The sequence below is a fragment of the Streptomyces pseudovenezuelae genome, assembly GCF_029892565.1.
In the GTDB taxonomy this organism is placed as follows: Bacteria; Actinomycetota; Actinomycetes; order Streptomycetales; family Streptomycetaceae; genus Streptomyces; species Streptomyces pseudovenezuelae_A.
This window is the reverse complement of sequence record NZ_JARXVH010000005.1, coordinates 85,722-109,865: the sequence shown is the minus strand read 5'-3', so window position 1 is coordinate 109,865 and position 24,144 is coordinate 85,722. Positions and strand designations below refer to the sequence as shown.

Below are 24,144 nucleotides of genomic sequence, written 5' to 3'. Positions count from 1 at the left end.
TGTGAATCCATGAGGTGTGACTCCATGAAGCGTGGCCGACCGGCGGTCCGATGTGACCGGATCTCGGCAATTTTGGCAGCAAATTGCGCGCAGGGCAGGCGCAGAATTGTGGTAGTCAAGCTCTGGGCACAATAATCTGCCCCATGGATGACGTGGACCGGTCGATTCTGGCCGTGCTCGAACAGCACGGCCGCATCAGCAACAACGAGCTCGCCGCCCGGGTCGGGCTGTCGCCGTCGCCCTGTCTGCGGCGCGTGCGTCAGCTGGAGGAGTCCGGGGTCATCCGCGGTTACCGGGCGCTGATCGATCCCGCCGCGGTCGGCCGCAGCCTGCGGGTCTTCGCGGGTGTCCGGCTGGTACGGCACACCCGCGCGGACGTGGTCGCGTTCGAGCGGGGAGTCACCCAGCTGCCCGAAGTGGTCGCCTGCCACCACATCACCGGCAACTTCGACTACCTCCTCCAGGTCGAGGTGGCCGACCTGCCCGCCTACGAGGACTTCCACGCCAACCAGCTGGCCACCCTGCACGGCGTGGCGACGGTGAGCAGCTACGTCACCATGAAGACGCTCACCGCCGAGACCGGCACGGGCATCGGCACCGGCACCGGCACCGGCACCCCATGACGGTCAGAGCGTGATGGTGCCCCGGATGCAGACGACGGCGGCGCCGCTGACCCAGACGGTGCCGTCCGCGTCGGCGGTGATCTCGATGCTCGCCGCCCGCCCCAGTCGCGTGCCCTGCGAGACCCGGTAGGAGGAGGGCGCGGCGCCGGTGGAGGTGAGCCACTGACCGACGGCGGCGTTCATGCTGCCGCACGCGGGGTCCTCGGGTACGCCGACCCTTGGAGCGAAGGTACGCATCTCGAATCGGTGCTGGAACCCGTCGGGATGGGCCCCGATCGCGCCGACCATCGCGTCCGGGATGAGGGAGAGGTCGGGTTCGAGGGCGAGGACCTCCTCGGCCGAGGACAGGTGGAGCACGGCCCAGCCGGGACCGTTGTCGACCCACTGATGGGCCACGACCCGGTCCCGCGTGATGCCGAACGCGGCCACGAACCGATCCAGATCATCGTCGTCGAGTGCGCCCTCACGCACGCGTGCCGGGGCGGCGAAGGACAGCGTGTCCTCGCCGCGGCGCACGGTGACCAGGCCGGCGGCGCACTCCTGCACGAGGTGGTCGGCGTGCCGGGGTGTGCCACCGCCCTCCAGCCAGGCGCGCGCGGAGCCGAGGGTGGGGTGCCCGGCGAACGGCAGCTCACCGTCGGGAGTGAAGATCCGCAACCGGTAGTCCGCCTCCGGCACGGTGGGCGGCAGCACGAACGTCGTCTCGGACAGATTCGTCCAACGCGCCAGGCGCTGCATCTCCTCGTCGGTCAGATCCGTCCCGTCCAGGACGACCGCGACCGGGTTGCCGGAATAGGGGCTCGTGGAAAACACGTCGACCTGCAGGAACGAGCGTGTACGCGGCATGGTCATCAAGGCCTTTCAAGCGGCTGCGGCGGAACCAGGTCCATCCCAACGGGAGCCCTCACGGCGAGGACAGGGCCAGTCACAACAAAGTGGATTGATGTGCCCTGGCCGACGCGCCGCATGTCAGTCGAAGTGTCGGACACGTGCCGCCGTCGCGGGCGTATAGGGCAGCCAGTCGTTCACCGACCCGCTCGTGACGAACTCGGCGACCGCGGTCGCGAAGGTGCGGCCCAGAGTGCGCACGGCATCCGTGGGCCTGCCCAGCATCGGGCTGTCCGGGTAGGCGTCGAAGGTGTTGAAGAGGAAGGGAAGGTCGGCGCAGTGGGTGGCACCCAAGGCGTGCTGGGCATGCTCGTCCTCGGCCGGCCGGTAGTCGAACTCGTAGACGTACGTCGCGTTGCCACCCGCCGCGTGGTGGTCGGCGATCCGCATCGAACCGTCGCGGAACAGCTCGTCGGTCTGCACCGCGGTGAACACCCGCGCCGCGGTGGGCACTTCGAGCCGGGCGGCGTACCGCTGGTAGATCTCGGACGGGCCGGGAACTCAGCCGTCACCCGCAGGTCCGCTTCGCCTCCGCCACCACCGGCTCGGCCAACCTCCTCGTGGCCGTCGCCGCCGACCTCGACGCGCTCCACCACTTCCTGAACGACACCATCGGTGCCCTCACCCACGTCTCCACGATCGAGGTCACCCCCATCCTGAGCGGCGTCAAAAGGACCGGTCTGGTCCGCCCCGGGAGCCTCTGAACCCTAGGAAACCCGCCTCGTACGCCGCGATCACCGCCTGGGTGCGATCCCTGGTGCCGGTCTTCGCCAGTACGGACGCCACGTGCGACTTCACGGTGGCCGGGCCGACCTCCATCCGGTGGGCGATCTCCGCGTTCGTCAGCCCCTCCGCCAGGTGCCGCAGCACCTCGCTCTCCCGGCCGGTGAGCCGCGCCACCCACTCCGGTGGCGTCACGTACGCGCGCGCGTGCTCGGCGGCCAGCGTCCGCAGGGCCGACGGGAACAGCAGGTTGTCGCTGCGCGCGACGAGCCGTACGGCCTGGACGAGCGCGTCGGCGTCGGCCCGCTTCAGCAGGAACCCGGCCGCTCCGGCGCGCAGCGCCTCGTACACGTAGGAGTCGTTCTCGAAGGTGGTCACGACGACGATCCGGGGCGGCTCGTCGAGCGCGGCGAGGATCTCCTCGGTGGCCCGGATGCCGTCGATCCCGGGCATTCGTACGTCCATGAGCACGACGTCGGGCCGCAGTTCCCGCACGACGGACACCGCCTCGTCCCCGCTCGCCGCCTCACCGACCACCTCCAGATCGGGCTCGGCGGAGAGGATGGCGCGCAGCGCGGTACGGACCATGCGCTCGTCGTCGGCGAGGACGATCCGGATCGGCGGGTGGGGCTCGGACATGCGGGGTCCTTCGGCTCAGGTGGGAAGGGAAGGCGGGCCGGGGGTCGGTTCATGCCGGGAACTTCACCGGCAGGCGTACGTGGAGACGCCACATCCCGGCGCCTTGCGGACTCGCGCCCTCCGAACCCCCACTACCCGTCCCCGCTCCCGCTCCCGCCTCCACCGTCCCGCCCAGCAACCGCGCCCGGTCCGCGATGCCGCGCAGGCCGTGACCGCCGCCGGGGCGTTGGGAGTCGGACGGGACGAGGGGGTTCTCGACGGTGATCTCCAGGTGACCCTCGGCGAGTTCGACGCGCAGCGTCACCTCCACGTCGTCGCCGGCGTGCCGGACGGCGTTGCTCAGGCCCTCCTGGACGATGCGGTAGGCCTCGCGGGACAGCACCGGCGGCAGGGTTTCGGGGTCGGCGGTCAGGGTCGCCGTCAGCCGGAGGCCACCCGCGCGGACGCGGCGCAGCAACCCGCCGAGGTCGACGGCGAGCGTGGGGGCCGGGCCGGTGCCCGGGGTGTCGCCGTCTCTCAACACGCCCAGGACGGCGTCCAGTTCGCCGACCGTGCGACGCGTGGTGTCCTCGATCGCGGCCAGCGCCTCGCGGACGAACTCCGGGTCGGAGTCCAGGACACGTCGGGCCGCGCTCGCCTGGAGGGTGACCGCGCTGAGCGCGTGGCCGACGGAGTCGTGCAGCTCGCGGGCGAGCCGGTTGCGTACCGCGAGGTCGGCGGCGCGGGCCTCGGCCGCCGCGAGCCGGTCCTCCGGGGCGGGCCCGAGCAGCGCCGGTGCCCAGCGCGCCAGCAGCGCCCCGGCACCGGCCGCGCACCCCGCGAGCGCGAGCAGACACGCGATGCCCGCGACCGGCGAGAGCGCCAACGCCCAGGTGTGGCCGAGGACTTCGGGCAGCCCGAGCCGGCTGTCGCGCAGCCACGCGAAGAGCGGCAGCACGATCAGGACGACGGCGAACGGCGGCACGGCCAGCGACATCCCGGCGACGATCCCGCCGAACCCGAGGTGCAGCGTGAACCAGGCCGCCGTCCGCCCCTTCGCGGCCCGGGTGCGCGCGGGACCGTAGACGAGCAGGTCCGCGTCGACCCCGCACAGCCACCGGACGGCGCTCGCCTCCAGCGGGCGGGTCAGCGGGAACAGTGAGGTGGCGGCGGCCAGCGGCAACCCGGCGGCGAAGGAGAGGAGTTGGAGGCGGAAGTCCCCGAAGACGTTCTGCGAGCCGGTGATCGGACCGACGAAGACCTCGCCGAGCAGGACGTACGGCATGGCGAGCGCGCCACCGAGGATCAGATGGACCCAGCGCAGCCGGGCCCGCCGCCCCAGCAGCAGCCGCGCGAACTCCCGTACCCCGCCCGTCGATTCGACCGCCGTCGTGACCACCGTCCCGGCCGCCGAACCGCCCCCCTCGAACCGCCGCAACGGTCCTCAACCCTCCAGCGTCAGCACGACCTCGTCGATCTCCTCGCCCCGCGCGTTCGCGTACCCGCTCGTCCGCGCCGTGACGCGGAAGCCGCACTTCTCCAGGACCCGCCGCGACCCCGCGTTGTCCGCCGCCGCCCGTGCGTACAGCGGGCGTTCGGGTGTCTCGGCGAGCAGCGCCCGCAGCGCGGCCGTGGCGATCCCCTGCCCCCAGTAGGCGCGGTCCACCCAGTAGGTGACCTCGCGCTCGCCCGGCTCCCCGTACACCGCCGCGCTGCCCACCACGTCACCGTCGGCGAGGACGGCCCACTGGACGGCGGAGGAGGCCCGGATCCGCTTCCAGTGCGCGTCGAAGGCGTCCCGGTCGGCCGGGTCCGCGGGAGTGAAGGCGGCCATGCGCAGCGACTCCGGGTCGTTCAACTGCCGGTAGAAGACCGGCAGATCGCTGTCGTGGACCGGGCGCAGTACGACGTCCATGCGTTCAGAGCCTCCGGGTCGCCAGCGTCAGTCGGTCACGCGCGTCGAACAGCGCGTCCTTCACCATCTGTTCGTGCGCGGGCGTCAGCCGCGCCACCGGCACCGAGCAACTGATCGCGTCCCGAGCCGGGGTGCGGTACGGGATCGCCACACCGAAGCAGCGCAGCCCCAGCGTGTTCTCCTCGCGGTCCACCGCGAAGCCCTGCTCCCGGACCTGGTGGAGTTCCTCGATCAGCTTCTCGCGGTCGGTGATCGTGTGCTCCGTCAGCGCCGGCAGCGTCTCGGGGAGCATCTTGCGGACCTGCTCGTCGCTGTAGGTGCTCAGCAGCGCCTTGCCCAGGGAGGTCGAGTGCGCCGGCAGCCGGCGGCCGACCCGGGTGAAGGGGCGCAGATAGTGCTGCGACTGGCGGGTGGCCAGGTAGACCACGTTCGTGCCGTCGAGGCGGGCCAGGTGGATCGTCTCGGTCGTGTCGTCCGAGAGCCGGTCCAGCGTCGGCCGCGCCGCCGCGACCACCTCGTCGCCGTCGATGTACGACGTGCCGACCAACAGCGCCCGTACGCCGATCCCGTACCGTGTGCCCGTCGCGTCCGTCTCCACCCAGCCCAGTTCGACCAGGGTGCGCAGCAGCATGTACAGGCTGGACTTGGGATATCCGACGGCTTCCTGCACCGACGCGAGCGAGTGCATACCGGGGCGACCGGCGAAGTACTCCAGCAATTCCACGGTCCGCACCGCGGACTTGACCTGCGCCCCGCCGCCTGTCTCGCCTGCCGACATCGCCCTTGACCCCTTCGTTGGACGGGAAATAGTCTCCAACAGCATATTCATCATCAGAGACAGCGTTCAGCATATCGAACGAACACTGGTGAATGACCCAGATATACCTGGAGGGACCCGCGGTGGCAGCAGCACCAGTCTGGAGTGTCGACCCCCGTACCGGGAAGCAGCGCGAGCAGGTTGCGGTGGAGGCCACAGCCCAGGAGGTGGACGTCACCGTCCGCGCCGCCCACGAGGCGCGCGCCTCGCTCGCCGACCGCGCGGTCCGCTCGGCCTTCCTGCGCACCGCCGCTGATCAGCTGGAAGCCGCCAAGGACGGTCTCGTCGAGACCGCCGACGCGGAGACCGCGCTCGGCCCGGTCCGGCTCACCGGCGAACTCGCCCGCACCTGCTACCAGTTGCGCGCGTTCGCCGGCATCGTCGACGAGGGCGCCTTCCTCGACGTGATCATCAACCACCCCGACGCCACCGCGACCCCGCCGATCCCGGACCTGCGCCGGTACAAGGTGCCGCTGGGCGTCGTCGCCGTCTACTCGGCCTCCAACTTCCCCTTCGCCTTCTCGGTCGCCGGCGGCGACACCGCGAGTGCGCTGGCCGCCGGCTGCCCGGTCGTCGTCAAGGCCCACCCCGACCATCCGGCCCTGTCCGAGCTGGTCGCCAAGGTGCTGCGTCGGGCCGCCGCCGTGCACGGCATCCCGGCCGGTGTCGTCGGTCTGGTGCACGGTTTCGAGGCGGGTGTCGAGCTGGTCGAGCACCCGCTGGTCGCCGCGGCCGGTTTCACCGGGTCGGTACGCGGGGGGCGGGCGCTGTTCGACGCGGCCGCCGCGCGTCCGGCGCCGATTCCGTTCCACGGTGAGCTGGGGTCGCTGAATCCTGTCGTGATCACCGAGGCCGCCGCGGCCGAGCGGGCCGAGGCGATCGGTGCGGGTCTTGCGGGTTCGATGACGCTCGGTGTCGGGCAGTTCTGCGTCAAGCCCGGGCTGGTGCTCGCGCCTGCCGGGGCGGCGGGTGATCGGCTGGTGAAGTCGCTGACGGATGCCGTGAGTGACACCGAGGCCGGGGTGCTTCTCGATCACCGGATGCGGGACAACTTCATCGCCGGAGTCGCCGAGCGGGCCGAGTTGGCCGAGGTCGAGACTCCGGTGACTCCGGGGGCGGGGAGTCAGCACACGGTCAGTGCGGGGTTCCTTACGGTGGCGGCGGAGAAGTTGGCTGCCGAGGGGGCGTACGACCTGCTTCTGGAGGAGTGCTTCGGGCCGGTGACGGTTGTCGCTCGCTACGAGGACGAGGGTGAGCTGCGGGGAGTGCTCTCTCGGCTGCCCGGGAATCTGACGGCGACGGTTCACTTGTCTTCGGAGGAAGCGGACGGTGAGGGTCGCGGGGCGGAGATCCTGGCCGAGTTGACGCCGCTGGCGGGGCGTGTGCTGGTGAATGGGTGGCCTACGGGTGTGGCTGTGGCTGCGGCTCAGCATCACGGGGGGCCGTACCCGGCGACCACTTCGACGTCGACGTCCGTTGGTGGGACGGCTGTTGAGCGGTGGATGCGGCCGGTTGTCTATCAGGGGGTGCCTGAGGCTCTGCTGCCGGTTGAGCTTCGGGATGAGAACTCGTTGGGGTTGCCCCGTCGGTTTGATGGGCGTTTGGAGCGGTAGCGCCGCAGGGGTGCGGTAGTTCGCGGGCCAAAGGTTCGTTGTGGCTGGTCGCGCAGTTCCCCGCGCCCCTAGGCAGGCAGACGGGACCTGAGAGACTCAGTGGATGGACTTGGAACTTTCCGAACTGCCCTTCGGCCTCCGTACCTATGGACCTGCCGGTAATTGGTCTCACGAGGACGGCGTCCTCACCGGGTGGGCCGGGCCTCGGCAGGACCGATTCGTACCGCCTACCGATGAGGGACTGGACCCCGCCGCCGACGCGCCCCGGTTGCTCGGGGCGCCGGACGGGGACTTCCAGCTGATCGCTCGGGTCACCGTCGGATTTGCCAAGGCCTTCGATGCCGGGGTGCTCTACGTCCATGTCGGTGACCGGGCCTGGGCGAAGCTCTGTCTGGAGTACTCCCCGGATGTGCCCACCGTCTGCACGGTGGTCACCCGGGGGCACTCCGATGACGCCAACTCCTTCAGCGTGGAAGGGAGTTCGGTGTGGCTGCGGGTCAGCCGGACCGGACGGGCCTTCGCCTTTCACGCCTCTCGGGACGGTGAACGCTGGACCTTCGTCCGGCTGTTCACGCTGGGCGGGGAGAAGGAGACGGACGCGGCACTGGTCGGGTTCATGACGCAGTCGCCGATGGGGGAGGGGTGTGTCGTGACGTACGACCACATCGAGTTCCGGGACAGCTGGCCTAGCGACCTGCGCGACGGAAGCTGAGCAGGCAGGTCAGGAGGAGCAGGGCCGCGCTGATGGCCAGGCTCGCCCGTAGGCCCGCGACGAATCCGTTGGCCACCAACGCCCCGAAGGCCGCGATCCCCAGGCCGCCCGCCACCTGACGGGCCGAGTTGAGCACGCCCGCCGCGAGTCCGGCCCGCTCGGCCGGCACCGCGTCCATCATGGCCACGGTCAGCGGCGGGACCGTCAGCGCGCAGCCGACGGCCATCGGTACGAGGAGCGCCGCCACCAGCACCGGGGACGTGCCCTCGTCGACGTACAGCAGAAGCAGGAGTCCGGCCGCCGCCAGGGCCTGGCCCACCAGCATCGGCAGGCGGGGGCCGTAGCGGCCCGTCAGCTTTCCGGCGATCACGTTGGTGATCGAGATCAGGCCGGCCATCGGCAGGAACATCAGTCCGGCGTAGAGCGCGGAGTGGTCCTGGATCTGCTGGAGGAAGAGGGAGAAGAGGAAGACCACGCCGTAGAAGGCCACGCTGCACGCCGCGCCGGCGGCGACGGCCGCCGAGACGGTCCGGTCGCGGAACAGGCCCAGCGGGACCACCGGGTGGGGGTGGCGCGACTCGATGAGGACGAAGGCCGCTCCGGCCGCGACCGCCACCGCCAGCGCCGCCAGGCCCGTCGCGCCGCCCTCGATCACCGCGAAGGTGACGGCGGTGAGGGTGATCACCGCGGTCAGCTGGCCCGGGAGGTCCAGCGGGGCCGGACGGCGTGGTGAGCGGGGTGCCCGGACCAGCAGGAGCAGGGCCAGTGCGCCGAGCGGCAGGTTGATGAAGAAGATGGCCCGCCAGTCCCAGGCCGTCGTCAGCGCGCCGCCCGCGACCGGGCCCAGGGCCATCGCCACCGCGCCGCCGGCCGCCCACGTCGCCACCGCCCGGGACCGGCGGGCCGGATCGGGGTACGCCTGCCGGACCAGGGCGAGCGAGGCCGGCAGCACCACGGCCGCCGCGACCCCCTGCGCCACCCGCGCCCCGATCAGCGCCGGCAGGTTCGGCGCCAGTCCGCAGGCCGCCGAGGCCAGCGTGAACACCGCGATGCCCAGGGCGTAGGCACGGCTCGCGCCGGCCCGGTCCGCGAAGGCCCCGGTGGAGAGCATCAGCGCGGCGAACGCGAGCGTGTACGCGTCCACCACCCACTGCAGGCCCGACAGCCCGGCACCGAGCGCGGAGCCGATCGAGGGCAGGGCCACGTTCACCACGGACGCGTCGAGGGTGATCAACGAGAAGCCGAGGAGAGCGGCGGAGAGGGTGAGGCCGGGGGAGGGGCGCGGTCCCTTCAACTCGCGGTGATCGTCCAGTAGTTGCTTGTGCGGGAGGGTCCGGTCGGTCGGCATGTACTCATGCTGCTGACTTCGGCACGGGTACGGTAGTGGCCTGAATGCCATGCACCCGGAGGTTCTGGCCATGAACCAGCTCAGCCGCCCCCGTCGGGTCGCCGTCGTCGCGGCGACCCCCGTCTCGATGTTCAACCTGGCCATCCCGGAGCTGCTGTTCGAACGAGTCGAGATCGACGGGGAGCCGGGCTACGAGACGGTCATCTGCGCTCCGGAACCGGGTCCCGTCCCCACCACGGGCGGCCTCGACCTGCACGTACGGCAGGGCCTGGACATCGTGCGGGACGCGGACACGGTCCTCGTCGTCGGCACGGGCCACCGGTACACACCCGACCCGCGCACGGTGACCGCCCTCCGCGAGGCCGCCGCCGCGGGCAAGCGCATCGCCTCCATCTGCAGCGGGGCGTTCGCCCTGGCCGAGGCCGGTCTCCTGGACGGCCGCCGGGCCACCACCTACTGGAACCAGGCCGAGGAGCTGCGCAGGCGCTATCCGGAGGTCGACCTCACCGGCGACGTCCTCTACGTCCAGGACGGCCAGTTTCTGACCGCTTCCGGCTACGCCGCCGGCATCGACCTGTGCCTGCACATGATCCGCACCGACTACGGCGCCGCCGTCGCCAACGAGGTCGCCCGCCTCGCCCTGGTCGCGCCCGTACGGCCCGGCGGCCAGACCCAGTTCACCCACACCCCGCTGCCGCCCGAGCGCGGCGAGGTCTGCGCCGACACCCGCGGCTGGGCCATGCGCCGCCTCGACCAACCGCTCACCCTCACCGACCTGGCCCGGCACGCGGGCGTCAGCGTGCGCACCCTCACCCGCCGCTTCCACGCCGAGAGCGGGGTCAGCCCGTTGCAGTGGCTGCTGCACCAACGCGTCGAGCGGGCCCGGGAGTTGCTGGAGACCACCGCCCTGCCCATGGACCAGGTGGCCCGCGCCTGCGGCCTCGGCACGGCCGACTCGCTGCGCGCCCATGTGGTGCGCCGGACCGGGCTGACGCCGAGCGCCTACCGGGCGCAGTTCAGCCGGCTCGGAACCGGAGCGGTCGCGAGCACGTCATCGGTTGCATGATCAGAGAGCAAGTCGTGGTCGGCCGGGTCATCCGCACCGCCCTGCCCGCCGAGGCGGCGACCGTCACCGCCCTGCACGCGCGCGCCCGGGCCACGTACTACCCCGAAGGACTCCCGGACGACGGCACCGACTGGCTCGCCGCCTGGCAGGGCGCCATCGAGCGGCCGGAGGGCCATGTCCTGTGCCTCGTAGAGCAGGGCCGCACCGTCGGGCTCGCCTCCTTCCGCACCCCGCAGGGCGCCCCCGCCGACACGGTCAAGCTGTTCCAGTTCCACGTCGACCCCGACCACTGGCGCTCCGGCGTCGGCAGGGCCCTGCACACGGCCTGCGTGGAGCAGTGGCTTGCCGACGGCAGACGGACGGCCGTCCTCGACGTGCACGTCGACAACCGGCGCGCCCAGGCCTTCTACGCCCGCCTGGGCTGGACCCCGGACCCGGAGAACCCGCCGGTCGAAGGGGACCACCACCGCTACCTGCGGTTCACAGTGCCGGGGAATGAAGCCGGGAGGTGAAACCGGGGGAATGAAATCGGCTGCCTGAACGTTGTTGCGTGCGGCGGAGGGATCCTCCGTATCCCTTCGAGCCGGAAAGAGCCGAGAGCATGCGCGTCGAGATCTGGTCGGACATCGCCTGTCCCTGGTGCTACGTGGGCAAGGCCCGCTTCGAGAAGGCGCTGGCCGCCTTCCCGCACCGCGAGCAGGTCGAGGTGGTGCACCGCTCCTTCGAGCTGGACCCCGGCCGGGCCAAGAGCGACATCCAGCCCGTGATCGGCATGCTCACCAAGAAGTACGGCATGAGCCAGGCGCAGGCGCAGGCCGGCGAGGAGAACCTGGGCGCGCAGGCCGCCGCCGAGGGCCTGGAGTACCGCACCCGGGACCGCGACCACGGCAACACCTTCGACATGCACCGCCTGCTGCACCTCGCCAAGGAGCAGGGCCGGCAGGACGAGCTGATCCAGGCCTTCTACAAGGCCAACTTCGCCGAGGAGCGCTCTCTCTTCGCCGAGGGCGACGAGCGGCTCGTCGAACTCGCCGTGGCCGCCGGTCTCGCGGCGGAGGACGCCCGCAAGGTGCTCGCCGACCCGACCGCGTACGCCGACGACGTCCGCGCCGACGAGCGCGAGGCGGCCGAACTCGGCGCCAACGGCGTGCCGTTCTTCGTGCTCGACCGCAAGTACGGCGTCTCCGGCGCCCAGCCCGCCGAGGTCTTCGCGCAGGCGCTGGGCCAGGCGTGGGGCGAGCGGTCGCCGCTGACGCTGATCGACCAGGGGAGTACGGGCGCCGACGGCGACGCGTGCGGTCCGGACGGGTGCGCGGTGCCGCCGCGGCCGTGAAAGCCGCAGGTCGGGGCGGACGTATAAGCGTTCCTTAGCGGTACCACGTAAGAATCGGCAATGGACTACGAGTTCCGCCGGGCCCACAGTGGATCCATGGAGACCACGGAGAACGCGGAGACCACGGCGGCCACCGAGAAGTTCGCGCGCCTCGTCCGAGCCGAGTTCGCCCCGAAGAACACCTATCTCAACAGCGCGAGCACCGGGCTGATGCCGGCGCGCACGGTGGCCGCCATGCGGACCGCCGTGGAGGCGGCGGCCGCCGGGGTGCCGACCGACATGTTCGGGGACGTCGAGGCGAGCCGGGCCTCCTTCGCGCGGCTGGCCGGGGTGCCCGGGCGCCGGGTGGCGGCGGGGGCCTCGGTCGCCGTCTACAGCGGACTGGTCGCCGCGTCGCTGCCCGCGGGCGCCGAAGTCCTCACCGCCGAGGGCGACTTCAGCAGCGCGGTCAATCCCTTCCACGTCCGCACCGACCTCAAGGTGCGCGGTGTGCCGTTGGAGCGGATCGCCGAGTCGGTGCGGCCCGGCACCGCCCTCGTCGCGGTCAGCGCCGCGCAGTCCGCCGACGGACGGGTCGCCGACCTGCCCGCGATCCGGGCGGCGGCGCACGAGCACGGGGCGCGTACGTACATCGACGCGTCCCAGGCGGTCGGTTGGCTGGACTTCGACGCGGACGCATACGACTACGCCGCCTGCGTCGCGTACAAGTGGCTCCTCTGCCCGCGGGGCGTGGCCTTCCTGGTCGTCCCGGAGGACCTCGGCGGACTGCCGCCGCTGTTCGCCGGCTGGGTGGCGGGGGAGCACCCCTGGGACTCCTGCTACGGCCCCGTCGAGGAACTCGCCCACTCCGCACGGCGGTTCGACGAGAGCCCCGCCCTCTTCTCCTACGCCGGTGCCCGCCACTCCCTCCAACTCCTGGAGGAACTCGGGGTGGACGCCGTACGCGCCCACGACCTCGCGCTGGCCGACCGCTTCCGCGCGGGCCTGGCCACGCTCGGCCGCGAACCCGTCCCCTCGCCCGGCTCACCCATCGTCTCCGTGCCCGGACTCGGCGTCCGCCAGGGCGAGTTGAGCGCCGCCGGGGTCGAGGTCTCCAACCGCGCGGGCAACCTGCGCGCCGCCTTCCATATGTACAACATGTCCACCGACGTCGACCGACTCCTGGACGTCCTGTCTTCGTGAACCACTGGCGCGGCGCCCGCGCGGACGCTAGGAAGGCACCAGGGGTGGTGGTGCCGGTGGAGTCCACGGGCGATACGTCCATGCAGCTCGCCGTCGACTCGGAGCTGCACAGGCGGCTGGTCTACGGTGACGAGTCCGCGCTGGCCGAGGCGTACACGGCGTACGGCTCGCTGGTGCGGCGCGTCGCCGTGCGGGTCACGCGCAGTGCGGTCGCCGCCGAGGACGTGGCGCAGGAGGTCTTCGCCCAGCTGTGGAGCAGGCCGTACGCCTTCGACGCGCGGCGCGGCAGCCTGCGCTCCTGGCTGTCGATGCTGGCCCACCGGCGGGCCGTCGACTGGGTGCGCAGCGAAGCACGGCACCGCAAGGACGCCCGCGCCGACGACTCGGCCCTGCACGCCATCCCGGACGCCGCACCCGGCCCCGACGAGGCGCTCGTCGACCGCGAGCGCTCCCTCCTGCTGCACTCCGCCCTCGCCGAACTCCCGCAGCCACAACGGGAGGTGGTGCACCTGGCCTACTTCGCGGGCCGCACCTACCGGCAGGCCGCCGTCGAACTCGGCATCCCCGAGGGCACCGCCAAGACCCGCCTGCGCACGGCTTTACGCACCTTGGCCGAGTCTTTGGCCGACCCACCGGACCCCGCGCTCGAAAGGGGCGCATGATGGCGACAGGCTGTACCGAAGGGCAACTGCCAGAGCGTTCGACAGGGAGAGGCGGCGCACGGTGACCGACGACCACGACGGCGTACGCGACCTGCTGGCCGCGTGGGCCTTCGGCACCCTGTCACCGGCCGAGGAACACCTGGTCGCGCCCCATCTCGCCGAGTGCGCGAGCTGCGCGGCTCAGGCACGACGGCTGCGGGAGACGGTACGGCTGCTGGACGGACCGGCGTCGAACGGGCTGCCGGGGACGCCCGCCGCGCCCCGCCCGCCCGGCGGCGCCTCCGACATCCTCGCCTTCGCCCGCCGCCTGCGCCCCGCCGCACCCCCGGTCGCCGCCCACGCGGCGCCCTACGCAGCCGCCGTCGCCGGGCTCAAGGCATTGCTGGTGGAGGCGGAGGGGCGGTGGGGGACGCCGGTCGTGCACGACTGGGACGTACACGCGACCGTCGCCCATCTGCTGGCCGCCGACGAGCCCCTCGCCGGGCGGCTCGGCATCGCGGCGCGGGTGCCGCCGTCGTCGACCGGGGCAGATGCGGACGGCTCGGCCTGGGAGGACGCCTGGAACCGGCGCAGCGCCGACGTCATCGTGCGCGAACACGGGCGTACGCCCGAGGAGACGGTCGCCGACTGGGCCGCGCAGGCCGCCGCGCTGCTCGCCGCGCCCGAGGCCCACGATCCCGAACCGGCCGGCCGGGCCACGCTGTTGATGGGCGTGCGGCTGCCCGTCGCCGACCACTTCGTGGTGCGCGCCTTCGAGACCTGGATCCACACCGACGACATCGGCCGCGCCCTCGGCCTGCCCGTACCGCCGCCGCCCGCCGTCCACCTGGACCGGCTGGTCCGGCTGGCGGTGCGCGTCCTGGGCCTCGCGCTCGGTCCCGCGGCGCCGCCGGTACTGTTCGCGATCGCCGGTGGCGAGCGGTGGGTGCTGGGCTCCGAGGACGAGCCGGTACGCGCCGAACTCACCCTGGACCCGGTCGACTTCTGCCTCCTGGTCGGCGGCCGATATGCCCCCGACGAGGTGCCGCACGCCACCTCGGGCGACGCGGGCGCGGTCGGCGACGTACTGGAGAGGGCGGCGTCACTGGCCTGGCTGTGACACCGCCCTCTGCTCTCTCCAGGTGACTACTTCACCGGCGTGAAGTCCCGCGCCCCGATGAACTCCGGGCGCCGGATCGGCGCGGCGAACGGCTCCACGGCCTCGTTCTCCACGCTGTTGAACACGATGAACACGTTGCTGCGCGGGAACGGCGTGATGTTGTCGCCGGAGCCGTGCATGCAGTTGCAGTCGAACCAGGTCGCCGAACCGGCCTTGCCCGTGAACAACTTGATGCCGTACTCGCCGGCCAGCGCGGTCAGCGCCTCGTCCGACGGCGTGCCCGCGTCCTGCATCTGCAGCGACTGCTTGTAGTTGTCCGAGGGCGTGGCTCCCGCACACCCGAGGTACGTGCGGTGCGAGCCCGGCATGATCATGAGCCCGCCGTTGGTGTCGTGGTTCTCGGTCAGCGCGATCGAGACGGACACCGTCCGCATGTTCGGCAGGCCGTCCTCGGCGTGCCAGGTCTCGAAGTCCGAGTGCCAGTAGAAGCCGCTGGCCCCGAAGCCCGGCTTGACGTTGATCCGCGACTGGTGGACGTACACGTCCGAGCCGAGGATCTGCCGCGCGCGCCCGACGACCCGCTCGTCGCGCACCAGGTTCGCGAACACCTCGCTGATCTTGTGCACCTCGAAGACGGAGCGGATCTCCTTGGACTTCGGCTCGATGATGGAGCGTTCGTCTGCCCGGATCGCCGGATCGGCGATCAGCCGCTCCAACTCCTTGTGGTAGACGGCCACTTCGTCCTCGCCGATGAGCTGGTCGACGGCGAGGAAGCCGTCGTTCTCGAACGACCGCAGGCCGTCGGCCGCGATCGGTCCCGGTGTGTCGAGGGGGCCCCACACAACGGGGTCCTTGCGCGGGACGGCTACTTCGGTGGCGCCGCGGCTGGGGTAGAGATCGGTGACGGTGGTCATGGTGATGTCACACCTCCTCGTGTGCGGACTCCGGCTCGGGTTCGGTGAGCAGCGGATACACACCGTTCTCGTCGTGGTCCTCCCGGCCGGTCACGGGCGGGTTGAACACGCAGATGCAGCGGAAGTCCTCCTTGACCCGCAGCGTGTGCCGCTCGTGCCCGTTCAGGAGATACATGGTGCCGGGCGTGATGCGGTACGTCGTCCCGGTCTCGCGGTCGGTCAGTTCGGCGTCGCCCTGCACACAGACGACGGCCTCGATGTGGTTCGCGTACCACATGTCCGTCTGCGTACCCGCGTACAGGATCGTCTCGTGCACGGAGAAGCCGACCCGCTCCTTGGCGAGGACGATGCGTTTGCTCTCCCAGGTGCCGGACGCGGCCCGTACGTGGCGGTCGGTGCCTTCGATGTCCTTGAACGAACGGACGATCACGGTGTTGCGATGCCTCCTAGGTGGTACGGAAAGGTGTCCTGTCAGACGTGCTGTCAGACGTGCTGTCAGGCGGTCTCGCGGACGGCCCGGGCGAGGACCGTGAGGCCCTCGTCGAGCTCCTCGGGGCTGATGGTCAGCGCCGGGAGGAGTTTCACGACCTCGCTCTGCGGGCCCGACGTCTCGATGAGCAGCCCGAGTTCGAAGGCGCGCCGCGCGACCCGCTCGGCCCGCGCCGCCTCCAGGAACTCCATGCCCCACACGAGCCCGCGACCGCGGTACTCCTTGATGTCGGCGCGGTTCTCCTCGGTGATGGCGGCGAAGGCCTGCTCGACCTGCTCGCCGCGCGCCCTGGTCTGCTTCTCCATCGCGGACCCGTCCGCCCAGTACGCCTCAAGGGTGGCGGTGGCCGTGACGAACGCGGGGTTGTTGCCGCGGAAGGTGCCGTTGTGCTCGCCCGGCTCCCAGATGTCCAGCTCGGGCTTGAACAGGCACAGCGACATCGGCAGTCCGTAGCCGCTGATCGACTTGGACACGGTGACGATGTCGGGCGTGATGCCGGCCTCCTCGAACGAGAAGAACGCGCCGGTGCGCCCGCACCCCATCTGGATGTCGTCGACGATCAGCAGCATGTCCTGCCGCTCGCACAACTCGGCGAGCGCGCGCAGCCATTCGGGCCGCGCCACGTTGATGCCGCCCTCGCCCTGCACGGTCTCGACGATCACGGCCGCGGGCTTGTTGAGGCCGGAGCCCTGGTCCTCCAGGAGCCGCTCGAACCACAGGAAGTCCGGGACCGTGCCCTCGAAGTAGTTGTCGAAGGGCATCGGCGTGCCGTGCACGAGCGGGATCCCGGCGCCGGCCCGCTTGAAGGCGTTGCCGGTCACGGCGAGCGAGCCCAGCGACATCCCGTGGAAGGCGTTGGTGAACGAGACGATCGCCTCGCGGCCCTTCACCTTCCGCGCCAACTTCAGCGCGGACTCGACGGCGTTGGTGCCGGTGGGGCCCGGGAACATCACCTTGTACGGCAGGTCGCGCGGTCGCAGCACCAGGTTCTGGAAGGACTCCAGGAAGGCGCGCTTGGCGGTGGTCGACATGTCGAGCCCGTGCGTGACGCCGTCCCGCTCCAGGTAGTCGATCAACGCCCGTTTCAGGACGGGGTTGTTGTGCCCGTAGTTGAGTGAACCGGCGCCGGCGAAGAAGTCCAGGTACTCGTGGCCGTCCTCGTCGTACATACGGCTGCCCTGCGCGCGGTCGAAGACGGTGGGCCAGCCGCGGCAGTAGCTGCGCACCTCGGACTCGAGGGTCTCGAAGACGCTGAGGTCGGGCTGGGTGATGGTCACGACGAATCGCTCCTCGTTGCGTGGGGGAGAAGTGCGTGGGGAGTGCGTGGTGGTCGTCAGAGGGACAGCGGCCCGATGCGGTGGAGCACCTCGGGGTCGTGCGGTCCGTCGGGGAACTGCCCCGTGGCGAACAGCACCTCGTTCTCCACCCGGGCGCCGTGCCGCTCGGCGAACGAGGCGAACAGGCGCTCGGAGGCGGTGTTGCCCGGCGTGATCGTGGTCTCCACGGCGGTGATCCGCTGCTCGGCGCCGATCCGTGCGACCAGCCCGTCGAGCAGCGCGCCGGCCAGACCGCGGCCCCGGTACGCCCCGTCCACCGCCACCTGCCAGACGAGCAGGGTGTCCGGGCGGTCCGGCCGCAGGTATCCGGTGACGAAGCCGACCGCCTCGCCCCGGTCGTCGCGCGCCACCGCCGAGGTGTCGGCGAAGTCGCGGCACCACAGCAGGTAGCTGTACGACGAGTTCAGGTCGAGTGCCTTCGACTCCTTCGCGATCCGCCACAGCGTGGCGCCGTCCGCCACCGACGGACGGTCGATTCGCAGTTCCGCTTGCAGTTCTGCATGTCCCGCAGTCATGGGAATTGAATTTACCGAGAGAAATTCGAAATTGCATCGCCGCAAGGGGTTACGGACGGAGGGTCCGTGTGTTATCGCGCGAGCGTGGATGGTTACGCGAAAACTGGTCGAAAGGTGCCGGTTTGCCCGTCACAAACGCCTCAAAACGAACATGATGTGTAACGCGTCACAACCGTACAACCCCCGCGTAACTCCCGCGAAATCTTTGCGTTTAGCCCGAAAAAAAGCGGGCAGGAGAAAGTGGGAAGCTGCGCTCGGTAATTCGGGAAGTGAATTCAAAAATTCCCCTGGAATTAGGCTCCGCTATCAGCGGTCGCCGACAACCCCCAGTGCCCCCGCGAGCGCCGTGAGGCTCGCCCGCACGACCTCCGGTGTCGCGTCCGCCCCGTAGTGGTTGACCCGGATCATCTCCTTGCTCAGCGCCCCGCCCCCCGCGGCCAGCGGCACCGAGGGGTCGTTCGCCAGCGCCCGCGCGACCAGCTCCGACGCGTCGACGCCGGCCGGTGTCCGCAGCGTCGTGGCGACCGGTGCCGCGTCCCTGGCCTCGTGCACGTACGGCTCAAGACCCCCGCCCAGGGCGAGTACGCCCGCCCGCGTCGCCGCGGCGGCGGACGCGTGGCGGGCCATGACCGCCGGGAGCCCCGCCGTCTCGATCCGCTCGACGCACGCCTCCAGCGCGAGCATCTCCAGCTGCGCCGGAGCGTGCGGCAGCGCCTTGCGGCCGCCGTCGATCCAGCGCTCCTTCCAGTCCAGGAGCGAGAGGTACGAGCGACGCGGCGCCCCCGGATTGGCCGCCATCCGCGCCCACGCCCGCTCGCTCACCGACACCGCCGAGACGCCCGCCGGGCCGCCCATCGCCTTCTGTGCCCCGATCACGCACAGGTCCACGCCCCACGCGTCCGGCAGCACCGGCTCGGCGCCGATGGAGGCGACGGCGTCCAGGTAGAACAGCGCCCCCTGCTCCCGTACCGCCTCGCCGATCTCCGCGACCGGGTTGGTGTTGCCGGTCGCGGCCTCCGCGTGGACCAGGGAGACGAAGTCGATCGAGGGGTGCGCCGCGAAGGCCGCCCGGATCTGCTCCGCCGTGACGGCCGCGTGGAAGGGCACCGCCAGATCGATCACCGTCGCCCCGCAGTCCCGCAGCCAGTCCCCGAAGGTCTGCCCGTAGGGGCCGGTGACGACGTTGAGCGCGGTCGTCCCGGGACCGGCCGTGGAACGGATCGCGCCCTCCAGGGGCAGCAGCGCCTCGCCCTGGGTGATCACGACGTCCTGCCGGGTGTCGAGCAGCCGGGCCACACGGTCCTCGATCGAGGCGAAGTGCGCGGCGCTCAGCGGGGGCAGGTCGAGGAAGGGGTGGGTCACGGCGGTGCTCTCTTCACTCACGGGTGGGTGACTCGATCGAGGGTAGCCTCCACCCGTGTCACTCCCGTCACTTGAGACTTCCTAGGCCAGACGGCTCTCAAGCCATCGGAATAGTTTGAGAGACCCAAGCATCTCCTTATAATCAGAACCCCCACTTTCCCCACTGGAGGTCTCCGTGAACACCGTCCTCGGTCGCCGGGCCCGCGTCCTGGCCGCCACCACCGCGACGGCCGGGCTGGTCCTCGTGGCCGGCTGTACCTCCACCGACAGCGGCAGCAGTTCGAAGACGTCCGGCGGGGTCGCACTCGTCAAGTCCGGTCAGCTCACCACCTGCACCCATCTGCCCTACCCGCCCTTCCAGTCGGAGGTCGACGGCAAGGTGCAGGGCTTCGACGTCTCGCTGATCGACCTGGTGGCCAAGGACCTCGGGGTGAAGCAGGAGATCCTCGACACGCCCTTCGAGAACTTCAAGACCGGCGCCTTCCTCAACTCCGGCGAGTGCGACCTGGCCGCGGCCGGCATGACCATCACGGCCGAGCGCAAGAAGAACGTGGACTTCTCCGACCCGTATTTTGACGCAACCCAGGCCGTCCTCGTCGACAAGAACAGCGGCATCGGCTCCTTCGCCGACCTCAAGGGCCAGAAGGTGGGCGCCCAGGCGCAGACCACCGGCGAGGACTACGTCAAGGGCAAGGGCCTGGACCCGGTCTCCTTCGAATCCTCCGACGCCGTCCTCAACGGCCTGCGCACCGGCCAGGTCAAGGCCGTCGTCATCGACTACCCGGTCGTCCAGGGCTGGTTGAAGGACAAGGCCAACGCCGCCGCCTTCAAGGTCGCCGACAACATCAACACCGGTGAGGAGTACGGCTTCACGGTGAAGAAGGGCAGCACCAAGCTCCTCGCCGCGATCAACAAGGCGCTCGGTCAGGCGAAGTCGGACGGCACGTACAAGAAGCTGTACGAGAAGTGGATCGGCCCGTACGACGAGTCGGTGGCCTCGCCCGCCGCGTCCGCCTCCGCTTCATGACCGGCACCGACGTACAACTCCAGCCCCGCAAGAAGGGCATGACGCGGAGTCAGAAGCGCGGCCTGTCGCGCGGCGCGCAGTACGTCCTGTTCGTCGCCGCCGTGGTCGTCTTCGCGCTCACGGCGGACTGGGGCCGGCTGAAGAACCAGTTCGCGCAGTGGGACATCGCCAAGCAGATGTTCCCGGACGTCATCACGATGGCGCTGAAGAACACCGTGCTGTACACGCTGTCCGGCTTCGTCGTCGGACTGGCGCTGGGCATGCTGATCGCGCTGATGCGGCTGTCGTCCGTGGGCCCCTACCGCTGGGTCGCCGGCATCTACATCGAGATCTTCCGCGGCCTGCCCGCCCTGCTGATCTTCATCTTCATCGGGGTCGCCGTCCCGCTCGCCTTCCCCGGCACGGAGATCGTCGGCGGCACCTACGGCAAGGTGGCCCTCGCGCTCGGCCTGGTCGCCGCGGCCTACATGGCGGAGACCATCCGGGCGGGCATCCAGGCGGTGCCCAAGGGGCAGTTGGAGGCGGCCCGTTCACTGGGCTTCTCGCCCGCTCGCGCGATGATCTCGATCGTCATCCCGCAGGCCTTCCGCATCATCCTGCCGCCGCTGACCAACGAACTGGTGCTCCTCTTCAAGGACTCCTCCCTCGTCCTGTTCCTCGGCGTCACCTTGGAGGAGCGCGAACTGTCCAAGTACGGCCGGGACCTGGCCAGCCAGACCGCCAACTCCACGCCGATCCTGGTCGCCGGCCTGTGCTACCTGCTGGTCACCATCCCGCTCGGCTTCGTCGTACGCCGCATGGAGGCGAAGGCCCAGGAGGCCGTGAAATGACCGAGACACCTCATGCGGCCGGTCCGGAGATCGAAGTACGCGGCCTGTACAAGTCGTTCGGCGACAACGAGGTCCTCAAGGGCATCGACCTTGAGATCCGGCGCGGCGAGGTCGTCTGCGTCATCGGCCCCTCCGGCTCCGGCAAGTCCACGCTCCTGCGCTGCGTGAACCTGCTCGAAGAGCCCACCAAGGGCCAGGTCTTCGTCGGCGGCACCGAACTCACCGACCCGGACGTCGACATCGACGCCGTACGCCGCCGTATCGGCATGGTCTTCCAGCAGTTCAACCTCTTCCCGCACCTCACGGTGACCGACAACCTCACGCTGCCGCAGCGCCGGGTACTGCGGCGGGGCAAGACGGAGGCCGCGAAGGTCGCCGCCGAGAACCTGTCCCGCGTCGGCCTGTCCGAGAAGGCGGACGCCTACCCCGCCTCCCTCTCCGGCGGCCAGCAGCAGCGGGTGGCGATCGCCCGCGCGCTGTCGATGGGCCCCGAGGTGATGCTCTTCGACGAGCCGACGTCCGCGCTCGACCCCGAACTCGTGGGCGACGTACTGGCCGTGATGCGGATGCTCGCCGACGAGGGCATGACCATGATGGTCGTCACCCACGAGATGACCTTCGCCCGCGAGGTCGCCGACCGGGTCGTCTTCATGGACGGCGGCGTGATCGTCGAGGACGGCACCCCGGCACAGGTCATCACCGCCCCCACCAACGCCCGCACCCGCCACTTCCTGTCGCGGCTCCTGGACCCCGCGATGGCCGAGGTCGAGGAGGAGACACCGGAGCAGCCGCGGTGAGGCCGCCGTCCTAGGGTGAGCCTCATGAGCGATCACCCGGTGCTGCATGTGAAGGGCAGGGTCCTGGTCGGACCCGACGACGTCCGCGACGAACTCTGGGTCGTCGACGGCCGGATCTCCTACGACCGTCCCGCCGGTGCCGGCGACATCCGGACCGTCGAGGGCTGGACCCTGCCCGGGCTCGTCGACGCCCACTGCCATGTCGGCCTCGGCGCGCACGGGCCGGTCGAGCGGGACGTGGCCGAGAAGCAGGCGCTGACCGACCGCGAGGCCGGCACGCTCCTCATCCGGGACGCGGGCTCGCCCTCCGACACCCGCTGGATCGACGACCGCGAGGACCTCCCGAAGATCATCAGGGCCGGCCGGCACATCGCCCGCACCCGCCGCTATCTGCGGGGCTACGCGCACGAGATCGAGCCGGCGGACCTGGTCGAGTACGTCGCCCGGGAGGCCGGCCGGGGTGACGGCTGGGTGAAGCTGGTCGGCGACTGGATCGACCGCGACCTCGGTGATCTGGCGCCCAGCTGGCCGCGGGACGCCGTCGAGGCGGCCATCGCCGAGGCCCACCGCCTCGGCGCCCGCGTCACCGCGCACTGCTTCGCCGAGAGCTCCCTCCAGGACCTGGTCGAGGCCGGCATCGACTGCGTCGAGCACGCGACCGGCCTCACCGACGAACTGATCCCGCTCTTCGCCGACCGGGGCGTCGCGATCGTCCCCACCCTGGTCAACATCGCGACCTTCCCGCAGCTCGCCGCCGACGGCGAGGCCAAGTTCCCGAAATGGTCGGCCCATATGCGCAGGCTCCACGAACGCCGCTACGACACCGTCCGCAACGCCTACGACGCCGGCATCCCGGTGTACGTCGGCACGGACGCCGGCGGCACGCTCCCGCACGGCCTCGCGGCGGCGGAGGTGGCCGAACTGGTCACCGCCGGCATCCCACCCCTGGAGGCCCTGTCGGCGACGGCATGGGCGGCCCGGGAGTGGCTCGGCCGACCGGGCCTGGAGGAGGGGGCGGCGGCAGACCTCGTGGTGTACGAGGAGGACCCGCGGGCCGACGTACGGGTCCTGGCGGCACCGCGCCGAGTGGTGATGAACGGGCGGGTCGTCGGCTAGGACTCGCACGTATACGGGGTCCCGCACGCGTACGGGGTTGACGTGGTGCGCGCCCTTTTGCGCGCCGGTACGTCAACTCCGTATTCGGACAGAAGGCGGTGCGGCGGGGGAAGAGTGGAACGCCTGTGCCGTGAGATTCGAAAACCTTCACGGGGAACGCACGATGGGGTGAACTGGCGCCGGATTGACCCCGGTTCACTCTTCGTGCGTAATTCTTGCCGGGTCCCAAGCAAGTCTCCTCTGGGGGTCCCCACCTTGAACGGCAACAGCTTCCGCCTGCCCGCACGCCGCCTCGCCACCGTCGCGACGGCCACGTTCCTGGCCGCGGGTCCAGCGGTCCTGGGCGCGGCGGGCTCCGCGCACGCGACCTCCGACCAGGGCCGCGCGAGCGCCGTCGTGCTGCGCACCGGGCTCGACGTGGCCCTGCTCAACAAGACCGTGAACGTCCCGCTCGCGGTCTCCCTGAACCAGGTCGAGGCGCCGGCGAGCGCCGAGAAGACCGCCCTGAGCGCCCAGTTGGACGGCGTCGACGGCGGCAAGCCCTTCAGCGTCCTGGCCGCGGACGTGGCGTCGGCGAAGTCCACCGTCACCGCCACCAAGGCCGAGGGCCGCACCGAACTCGCCCACGCCAGACTGCACGTCCCCGGCCTGCCCCTGCTGTCCCTGATCGAGGTCGGCCAGGTCACCTCCAAGGCGACCTGCGAGGCAGGCAGGACCCCTACCGCCTCCGCCAACCTCCTCGGCGGTGTGACGGTCCTGGGCAAGAAGATCACTCTGACCGCCGGTGGCACGACCGACGTCAAGGCGCCCGGCATCGGCGAGGTCCGCCTCGACCTGTCCAAGACGCAGACCACCTCGCGCACGGCGGCGGCCACCGCCCTCCGACTCAAGGTCTCCATCAACCCGTTGAAGCTCAACGTGGCCGAGGTCGAAGGCACCCTGACCCTCGCCGAGGCCACCTGCGAGGCGCCGGCCGCCGCGACGAAGCCGAGCCCGAAGCCGGCCGACGTCGAGCCGCAGGGCGGGCCCGTCGAGGAGGCCGGCCTCGCCGAGACCGGCGGCAGCTCGATGACCCCGTACCTTGCGGGCGGCGCGGTCGTGCTGCTCGTGGCGGGCGGGGGAGCGGTGGTGCTGGCGCGGCGGCGGGGCTGACGGGG

Annotated in this window: 26 protein-coding genes and 1 pseudogene; 15 read left to right on the top strand and 12 right to left on the bottom strand. The window is 71.0% G+C overall.

The window, feature by feature from the left end:
* Positions 1-143: 143 nt before the first annotated feature.
* Positions 144-623 carry an Lrp/AsnC family transcriptional regulator gene (locus tag M2283_RS16980; RefSeq protein ID WP_280877086.1) on the top strand — a complete coding sequence of 160 codons (480 nt, stop codon included), beginning with the start codon at positions 144-146 and terminating at the stop codon, positions 621-623.
* 3 nt (positions 624-626) lie between these two features.
* Here M2283_RS16980 and M2283_RS16975 read toward each other — a convergent pair whose 3' ends face one another.
* Together M2283_RS16975 and M2283_RS16970 are read right to left on the bottom strand one after the other, a co-directional pair.
* On the bottom strand, positions 627-1,469 hold the full coding sequence (locus M2283_RS16975) for a PhzF family phenazine biosynthesis protein (RefSeq protein ID WP_280877085.1): 843 nt from the start codon (positions 1,467-1,469) through the stop codon (positions 627-629).
* A gap of 123 nt (positions 1,470-1,592) precedes the next feature.
* The gene (locus tag M2283_RS16970; protein WP_280877626.1) at positions 1,593-1,994 is read right to left on the bottom strand and encodes a carboxylesterase family protein; all 402 of its coding nucleotides are present in this window, start codon (positions 1,992-1,994) and stop codon (positions 1,593-1,595) included.
* Between the two features lie 62 nt (positions 1,995-2,056).
* Here M2283_RS16970 and M2283_RS16965 point away from each other — a divergent pair.
* Positions 2,057-2,215: pseudogene (locus M2283_RS16965) on the top strand (Lrp/AsnC family transcriptional regulator); the annotation flags it as partial.
* Here the strand turns inward: M2283_RS16965 and M2283_RS16960 are convergent.
* From M2283_RS16960 to M2283_RS16945, 4 genes are read right to left on the bottom strand one after another with little or no spacing between them, the layout of a single operon-like run.
* Positions 2,178-2,873, bottom strand: a complete 696-nt coding sequence (locus M2283_RS16960) for a response regulator transcription factor (RefSeq protein WP_280877084.1) — start codon at positions 2,871-2,873, stop codon at positions 2,178-2,180. The pseudogene M2283_RS16965 and the gene M2283_RS16960 sit on opposite strands and share 38 nt — an antisense overlap.
* A 49-nt stretch (positions 2,874-2,922) precedes the next feature.
* Positions 2,923-4,251 (bottom strand): sensor histidine kinase, encoded by a 1,329-nt coding sequence (locus M2283_RS16955; RefSeq protein WP_280877625.1) that lies wholly within the window; start codon positions 4,249-4,251, stop codon positions 2,923-2,925.
* Between the two features lie 45 nt (positions 4,252-4,296).
* The gene (locus M2283_RS16950; protein WP_280877083.1) at positions 4,297-4,767 is read right to left on the bottom strand and encodes a GNAT family N-acetyltransferase; all 471 of its coding nucleotides are present in this window, start codon (positions 4,765-4,767) and stop codon (positions 4,297-4,299) included.
* 4 nt (positions 4,768-4,771) lie between these two features.
* Positions 4,772-5,545 (bottom strand): IclR family transcriptional regulator, encoded by a 774-nt coding sequence (locus M2283_RS16945; protein ID WP_033283195.1) that lies wholly within the window; start codon positions 5,543-5,545, stop codon positions 4,772-4,774.
* Positions 5,546-5,667: 122 nt separating this feature from the next.
* Between M2283_RS16945 and M2283_RS16940 the strand changes: the two genes are divergently transcribed.
* Together M2283_RS16940 and M2283_RS16935 are read left to right on the top strand one after the other, a co-directional pair.
* The gene (locus M2283_RS16940) at positions 5,668-7,197 is read left to right on the top strand and encodes an aldehyde dehydrogenase (NADP(+)) (protein WP_280877082.1); all 1,530 of its coding nucleotides are present in this window, start codon (positions 5,668-5,670) and stop codon (positions 7,195-7,197) included.
* A gap of 103 nt (positions 7,198-7,300) precedes the next feature.
* Positions 7,301-7,909 carry a DUF1349 domain-containing protein gene (locus tag M2283_RS16935; RefSeq protein ID WP_280877081.1) on the top strand — a complete coding sequence of 203 codons (609 nt, stop codon included), beginning with the start codon at positions 7,301-7,303 and terminating at the stop codon, positions 7,907-7,909.
* On the opposite strand, the gene M2283_RS16930 is transcribed toward M2283_RS16935, so the two are convergent.
* The gene (locus M2283_RS16930; protein WP_280877080.1) at positions 7,884-9,257 is read right to left on the bottom strand and encodes an MFS transporter; all 1,374 of its coding nucleotides are present in this window, start codon (positions 9,255-9,257) and stop codon (positions 7,884-7,886) included. The genes M2283_RS16935 and M2283_RS16930 overlap by 26 nt on opposite strands.
* 70 nt (positions 9,258-9,327) lie before the next feature.
* On the opposite strand from M2283_RS16930, the gene M2283_RS16925 reads away from it, so the two are divergent.
* The 6 genes from M2283_RS16925 to M2283_RS16900 all read left to right on the top strand — a co-directional run bounded on the left by M2283_RS16925 (position 9,328) and on the right by M2283_RS16900 (position 14,599).
* Positions 9,328-10,323, top strand: a complete 996-nt coding sequence (locus M2283_RS16925; protein ID WP_280877079.1) for a GlxA family transcriptional regulator — start codon at positions 9,328-9,330, stop codon at positions 10,321-10,323.
* On the top strand, positions 10,320-10,835 hold the full coding sequence (locus M2283_RS16920; protein ID WP_280877078.1) for a GNAT family N-acetyltransferase: 516 nt from the start codon (positions 10,320-10,322) through the stop codon (positions 10,833-10,835). Before M2283_RS16925 ends, M2283_RS16920 begins: the two co-directional genes overlap by 4 nt.
* An 89-nt stretch (positions 10,836-10,924) precedes the next feature.
* Positions 10,925-11,656 (top strand): DsbA family oxidoreductase, encoded by a 732-nt coding sequence (locus M2283_RS16915; RefSeq protein ID WP_280877077.1) that lies wholly within the window; start codon positions 10,925-10,927, stop codon positions 11,654-11,656.
* A gap of 60 nt (positions 11,657-11,716) precedes the next feature.
* Positions 11,717-12,838 (top strand): aminotransferase class V-fold PLP-dependent enzyme, encoded by a 1,122-nt coding sequence (locus M2283_RS16910; RefSeq protein WP_280877076.1) that lies wholly within the window; start codon positions 11,717-11,719, stop codon positions 12,836-12,838.
* Between the two features lie 44 nt (positions 12,839-12,882).
* On the top strand, positions 12,883-13,500 hold the full coding sequence (locus M2283_RS16905; protein WP_280877624.1) for an RNA polymerase sigma factor: 618 nt from the start codon (positions 12,883-12,885) through the stop codon (positions 13,498-13,500).
* Between the two features lie 61 nt (positions 13,501-13,561).
* Positions 13,562-14,599 carry a maleylpyruvate isomerase family mycothiol-dependent enzyme gene (locus M2283_RS16900; RefSeq protein ID WP_280877075.1) on the top strand — a complete coding sequence of 346 codons (1,038 nt, stop codon included), beginning with the start codon at positions 13,562-13,564 and terminating at the stop codon, positions 14,597-14,599.
* Between the two features lie 26 nt (positions 14,600-14,625).
* On the opposite strand, the gene thpD is transcribed toward M2283_RS16900, so the two are convergent.
* From thpD to M2283_RS16875, 5 genes are all read right to left on the bottom strand, one after another.
* Entirely contained in the window at positions 14,626-15,513 is an 888-nt protein-coding gene (gene thpD / locus M2283_RS16895) for an ectoine hydroxylase (protein ID WP_280877074.1), read from the bottom strand.
* A 7-nt stretch (positions 15,514-15,520) separates the two neighbouring features.
* Positions 15,521-15,943, bottom strand: coding sequence for an ectoine synthase (locus tag M2283_RS16890; RefSeq protein WP_280877073.1), 423 nt, complete (start codon positions 15,941-15,943; stop codon positions 15,521-15,523).
* A 65-nt stretch (positions 15,944-16,008) separates the two neighbouring features.
* The gene (gene ectB / locus M2283_RS16885) at positions 16,009-17,280 is read right to left on the bottom strand and encodes a diaminobutyrate--2-oxoglutarate transaminase (RefSeq protein WP_280877072.1); all 1,272 of its coding nucleotides are present in this window, start codon (positions 17,278-17,280) and stop codon (positions 16,009-16,011) included.
* A gap of 56 nt (positions 17,281-17,336) precedes the next feature.
* Complete coding sequence (gene ectA / locus M2283_RS16880; RefSeq protein ID WP_280877071.1) at positions 17,337-17,855, bottom strand: diaminobutyrate acetyltransferase; 519 nt, start codon at positions 17,853-17,855, stop codon at positions 17,337-17,339.
* A 306-nt stretch (positions 17,856-18,161) separates the two neighbouring features.
* Positions 18,162-19,238 (bottom strand): pyridoxal-phosphate-dependent aminotransferase family protein, encoded by a 1,077-nt coding sequence (locus tag M2283_RS16875; protein WP_280877070.1) that lies wholly within the window; start codon positions 19,236-19,238, stop codon positions 18,162-18,164.
* Positions 19,239-19,392: 154 nt separating this feature from the next.
* On the opposite strand from M2283_RS16875, the gene M2283_RS16870 reads away from it, so the two are divergent.
* The 5 genes from M2283_RS16870 (at position 19,393) to M2283_RS16850 (ending at position 24,139) form a co-directional block, all read left to right on the top strand.
* Complete coding sequence (locus M2283_RS16870; RefSeq protein ID WP_280877069.1) at positions 19,393-20,244, top strand: transporter substrate-binding domain-containing protein; 852 nt, start codon at positions 19,393-19,395, stop codon at positions 20,242-20,244.
* Positions 20,241-21,074 (top strand): amino acid ABC transporter permease, encoded by an 834-nt coding sequence (locus M2283_RS16865; RefSeq protein ID WP_280877068.1) that lies wholly within the window; start codon positions 20,241-20,243, stop codon positions 21,072-21,074. Before M2283_RS16870 ends, M2283_RS16865 begins: the two co-directional genes overlap by 4 nt.
* Positions 21,071-21,871, top strand: coding sequence for an amino acid ABC transporter ATP-binding protein (locus tag M2283_RS16860; protein ID WP_280877067.1), 801 nt, complete (start codon positions 21,071-21,073; stop codon positions 21,869-21,871). The genes M2283_RS16865 and M2283_RS16860 overlap by 4 nt, the downstream gene beginning before the upstream one ends.
* Positions 21,872-21,895: 24 nt before the next feature.
* Entirely contained in the window at positions 21,896-22,987 is a 1,092-nt protein-coding gene (locus M2283_RS16855) for an amidohydrolase family protein (RefSeq protein ID WP_280877066.1), read from the top strand.
* A gap of 255 nt (positions 22,988-23,242) precedes the next feature.
* The gene (locus M2283_RS16850; protein WP_280877065.1) at positions 23,243-24,139 is read left to right on the top strand and encodes an SCO1860 family LAETG-anchored protein; all 897 of its coding nucleotides are present in this window, start codon (positions 23,243-23,245) and stop codon (positions 24,137-24,139) included.
* Positions 24,140-24,144: the final 5 nt, after the last annotated feature.

What these genes read in the sequence shown, in the direction of transcription:
- M2283_RS16980 (WP_280877086.1), top strand. Translation starts at nt 144, where the DNA reads ATGGATGACGTGGACCGGTCGATTCTGGCCGTGCTCGAACAGCACGGC.
- M2283_RS16975 (WP_280877085.1), bottom strand. Translation starts at nt 1,469, where the DNA reads ATGCCGCGTACACGCTCGTTCCTGCAGGTCGACGTGTTTTCCACGAGC.
- M2283_RS16960 (WP_280877084.1), bottom strand. Translation starts at nt 2,873, where the DNA reads ATGTCCGAGCCCCACCCGCCGATCCGGATCGTCCTCGCCGACGACGAG.
- M2283_RS16950 (WP_280877083.1), bottom strand. Translation starts at nt 4,767, where the DNA reads ATGGACGTCGTACTGCGCCCGGTCCACGACAGCGATCTGCCGGTCTTC.
- M2283_RS16945 (WP_033283195.1), bottom strand. Translation starts at nt 5,545, where the DNA reads ATGTCGGCAGGCGAGACAGGCGGCGGGGCGCAGGTCAAGTCCGCGGTG.
- M2283_RS16935 (WP_280877081.1), top strand. Translation starts at nt 7,301, where the DNA reads ATGGACTTGGAACTTTCCGAACTGCCCTTCGGCCTCCGTACCTATGGA.
- M2283_RS16930 (WP_280877080.1), bottom strand. Translation starts at nt 9,257, where the DNA reads ATGCCGACCGACCGGACCCTCCCGCACAAGCAACTACTGGACGATCAC.
- M2283_RS16925 (WP_280877079.1), top strand. Translation starts at nt 9,328, where the DNA reads ATGAACCAGCTCAGCCGCCCCCGTCGGGTCGCCGTCGTCGCGGCGACC.
- M2283_RS16920 (WP_280877078.1), top strand. Translation starts at nt 10,320, where the DNA reads ATGATCAGAGAGCAAGTCGTGGTCGGCCGGGTCATCCGCACCGCCCTG.
- M2283_RS16915 (WP_280877077.1), top strand. Translation starts at nt 10,925, where the DNA reads ATGCGCGTCGAGATCTGGTCGGACATCGCCTGTCCCTGGTGCTACGTG.
- M2283_RS16910 (WP_280877076.1), top strand. Translation starts at nt 11,717, where the DNA reads ATGGACTACGAGTTCCGCCGGGCCCACAGTGGATCCATGGAGACCACG.
- thpD (WP_280877074.1), bottom strand. Translation starts at nt 15,513, where the DNA reads ATGACCACCGTCACCGATCTCTACCCCAGCCGCGGCGCCACCGAAGTA.
- ectA (WP_280877071.1), bottom strand. Translation starts at nt 17,855, where the DNA reads ATGACTGCGGGACATGCAGAACTGCAAGCGGAACTGCGAATCGACCGT.
- M2283_RS16865 (WP_280877068.1), top strand. Translation starts at nt 20,241, where the DNA reads ATGACCGGCACCGACGTACAACTCCAGCCCCGCAAGAAGGGCATGACG.
- M2283_RS16860 (WP_280877067.1), top strand. Translation starts at nt 21,071, where the DNA reads ATGACCGAGACACCTCATGCGGCCGGTCCGGAGATCGAAGTACGCGGC.
- M2283_RS16855 (WP_280877066.1), top strand. Translation starts at nt 21,896, where the DNA reads ATGAGCGATCACCCGGTGCTGCATGTGAAGGGCAGGGTCCTGGTCGGA.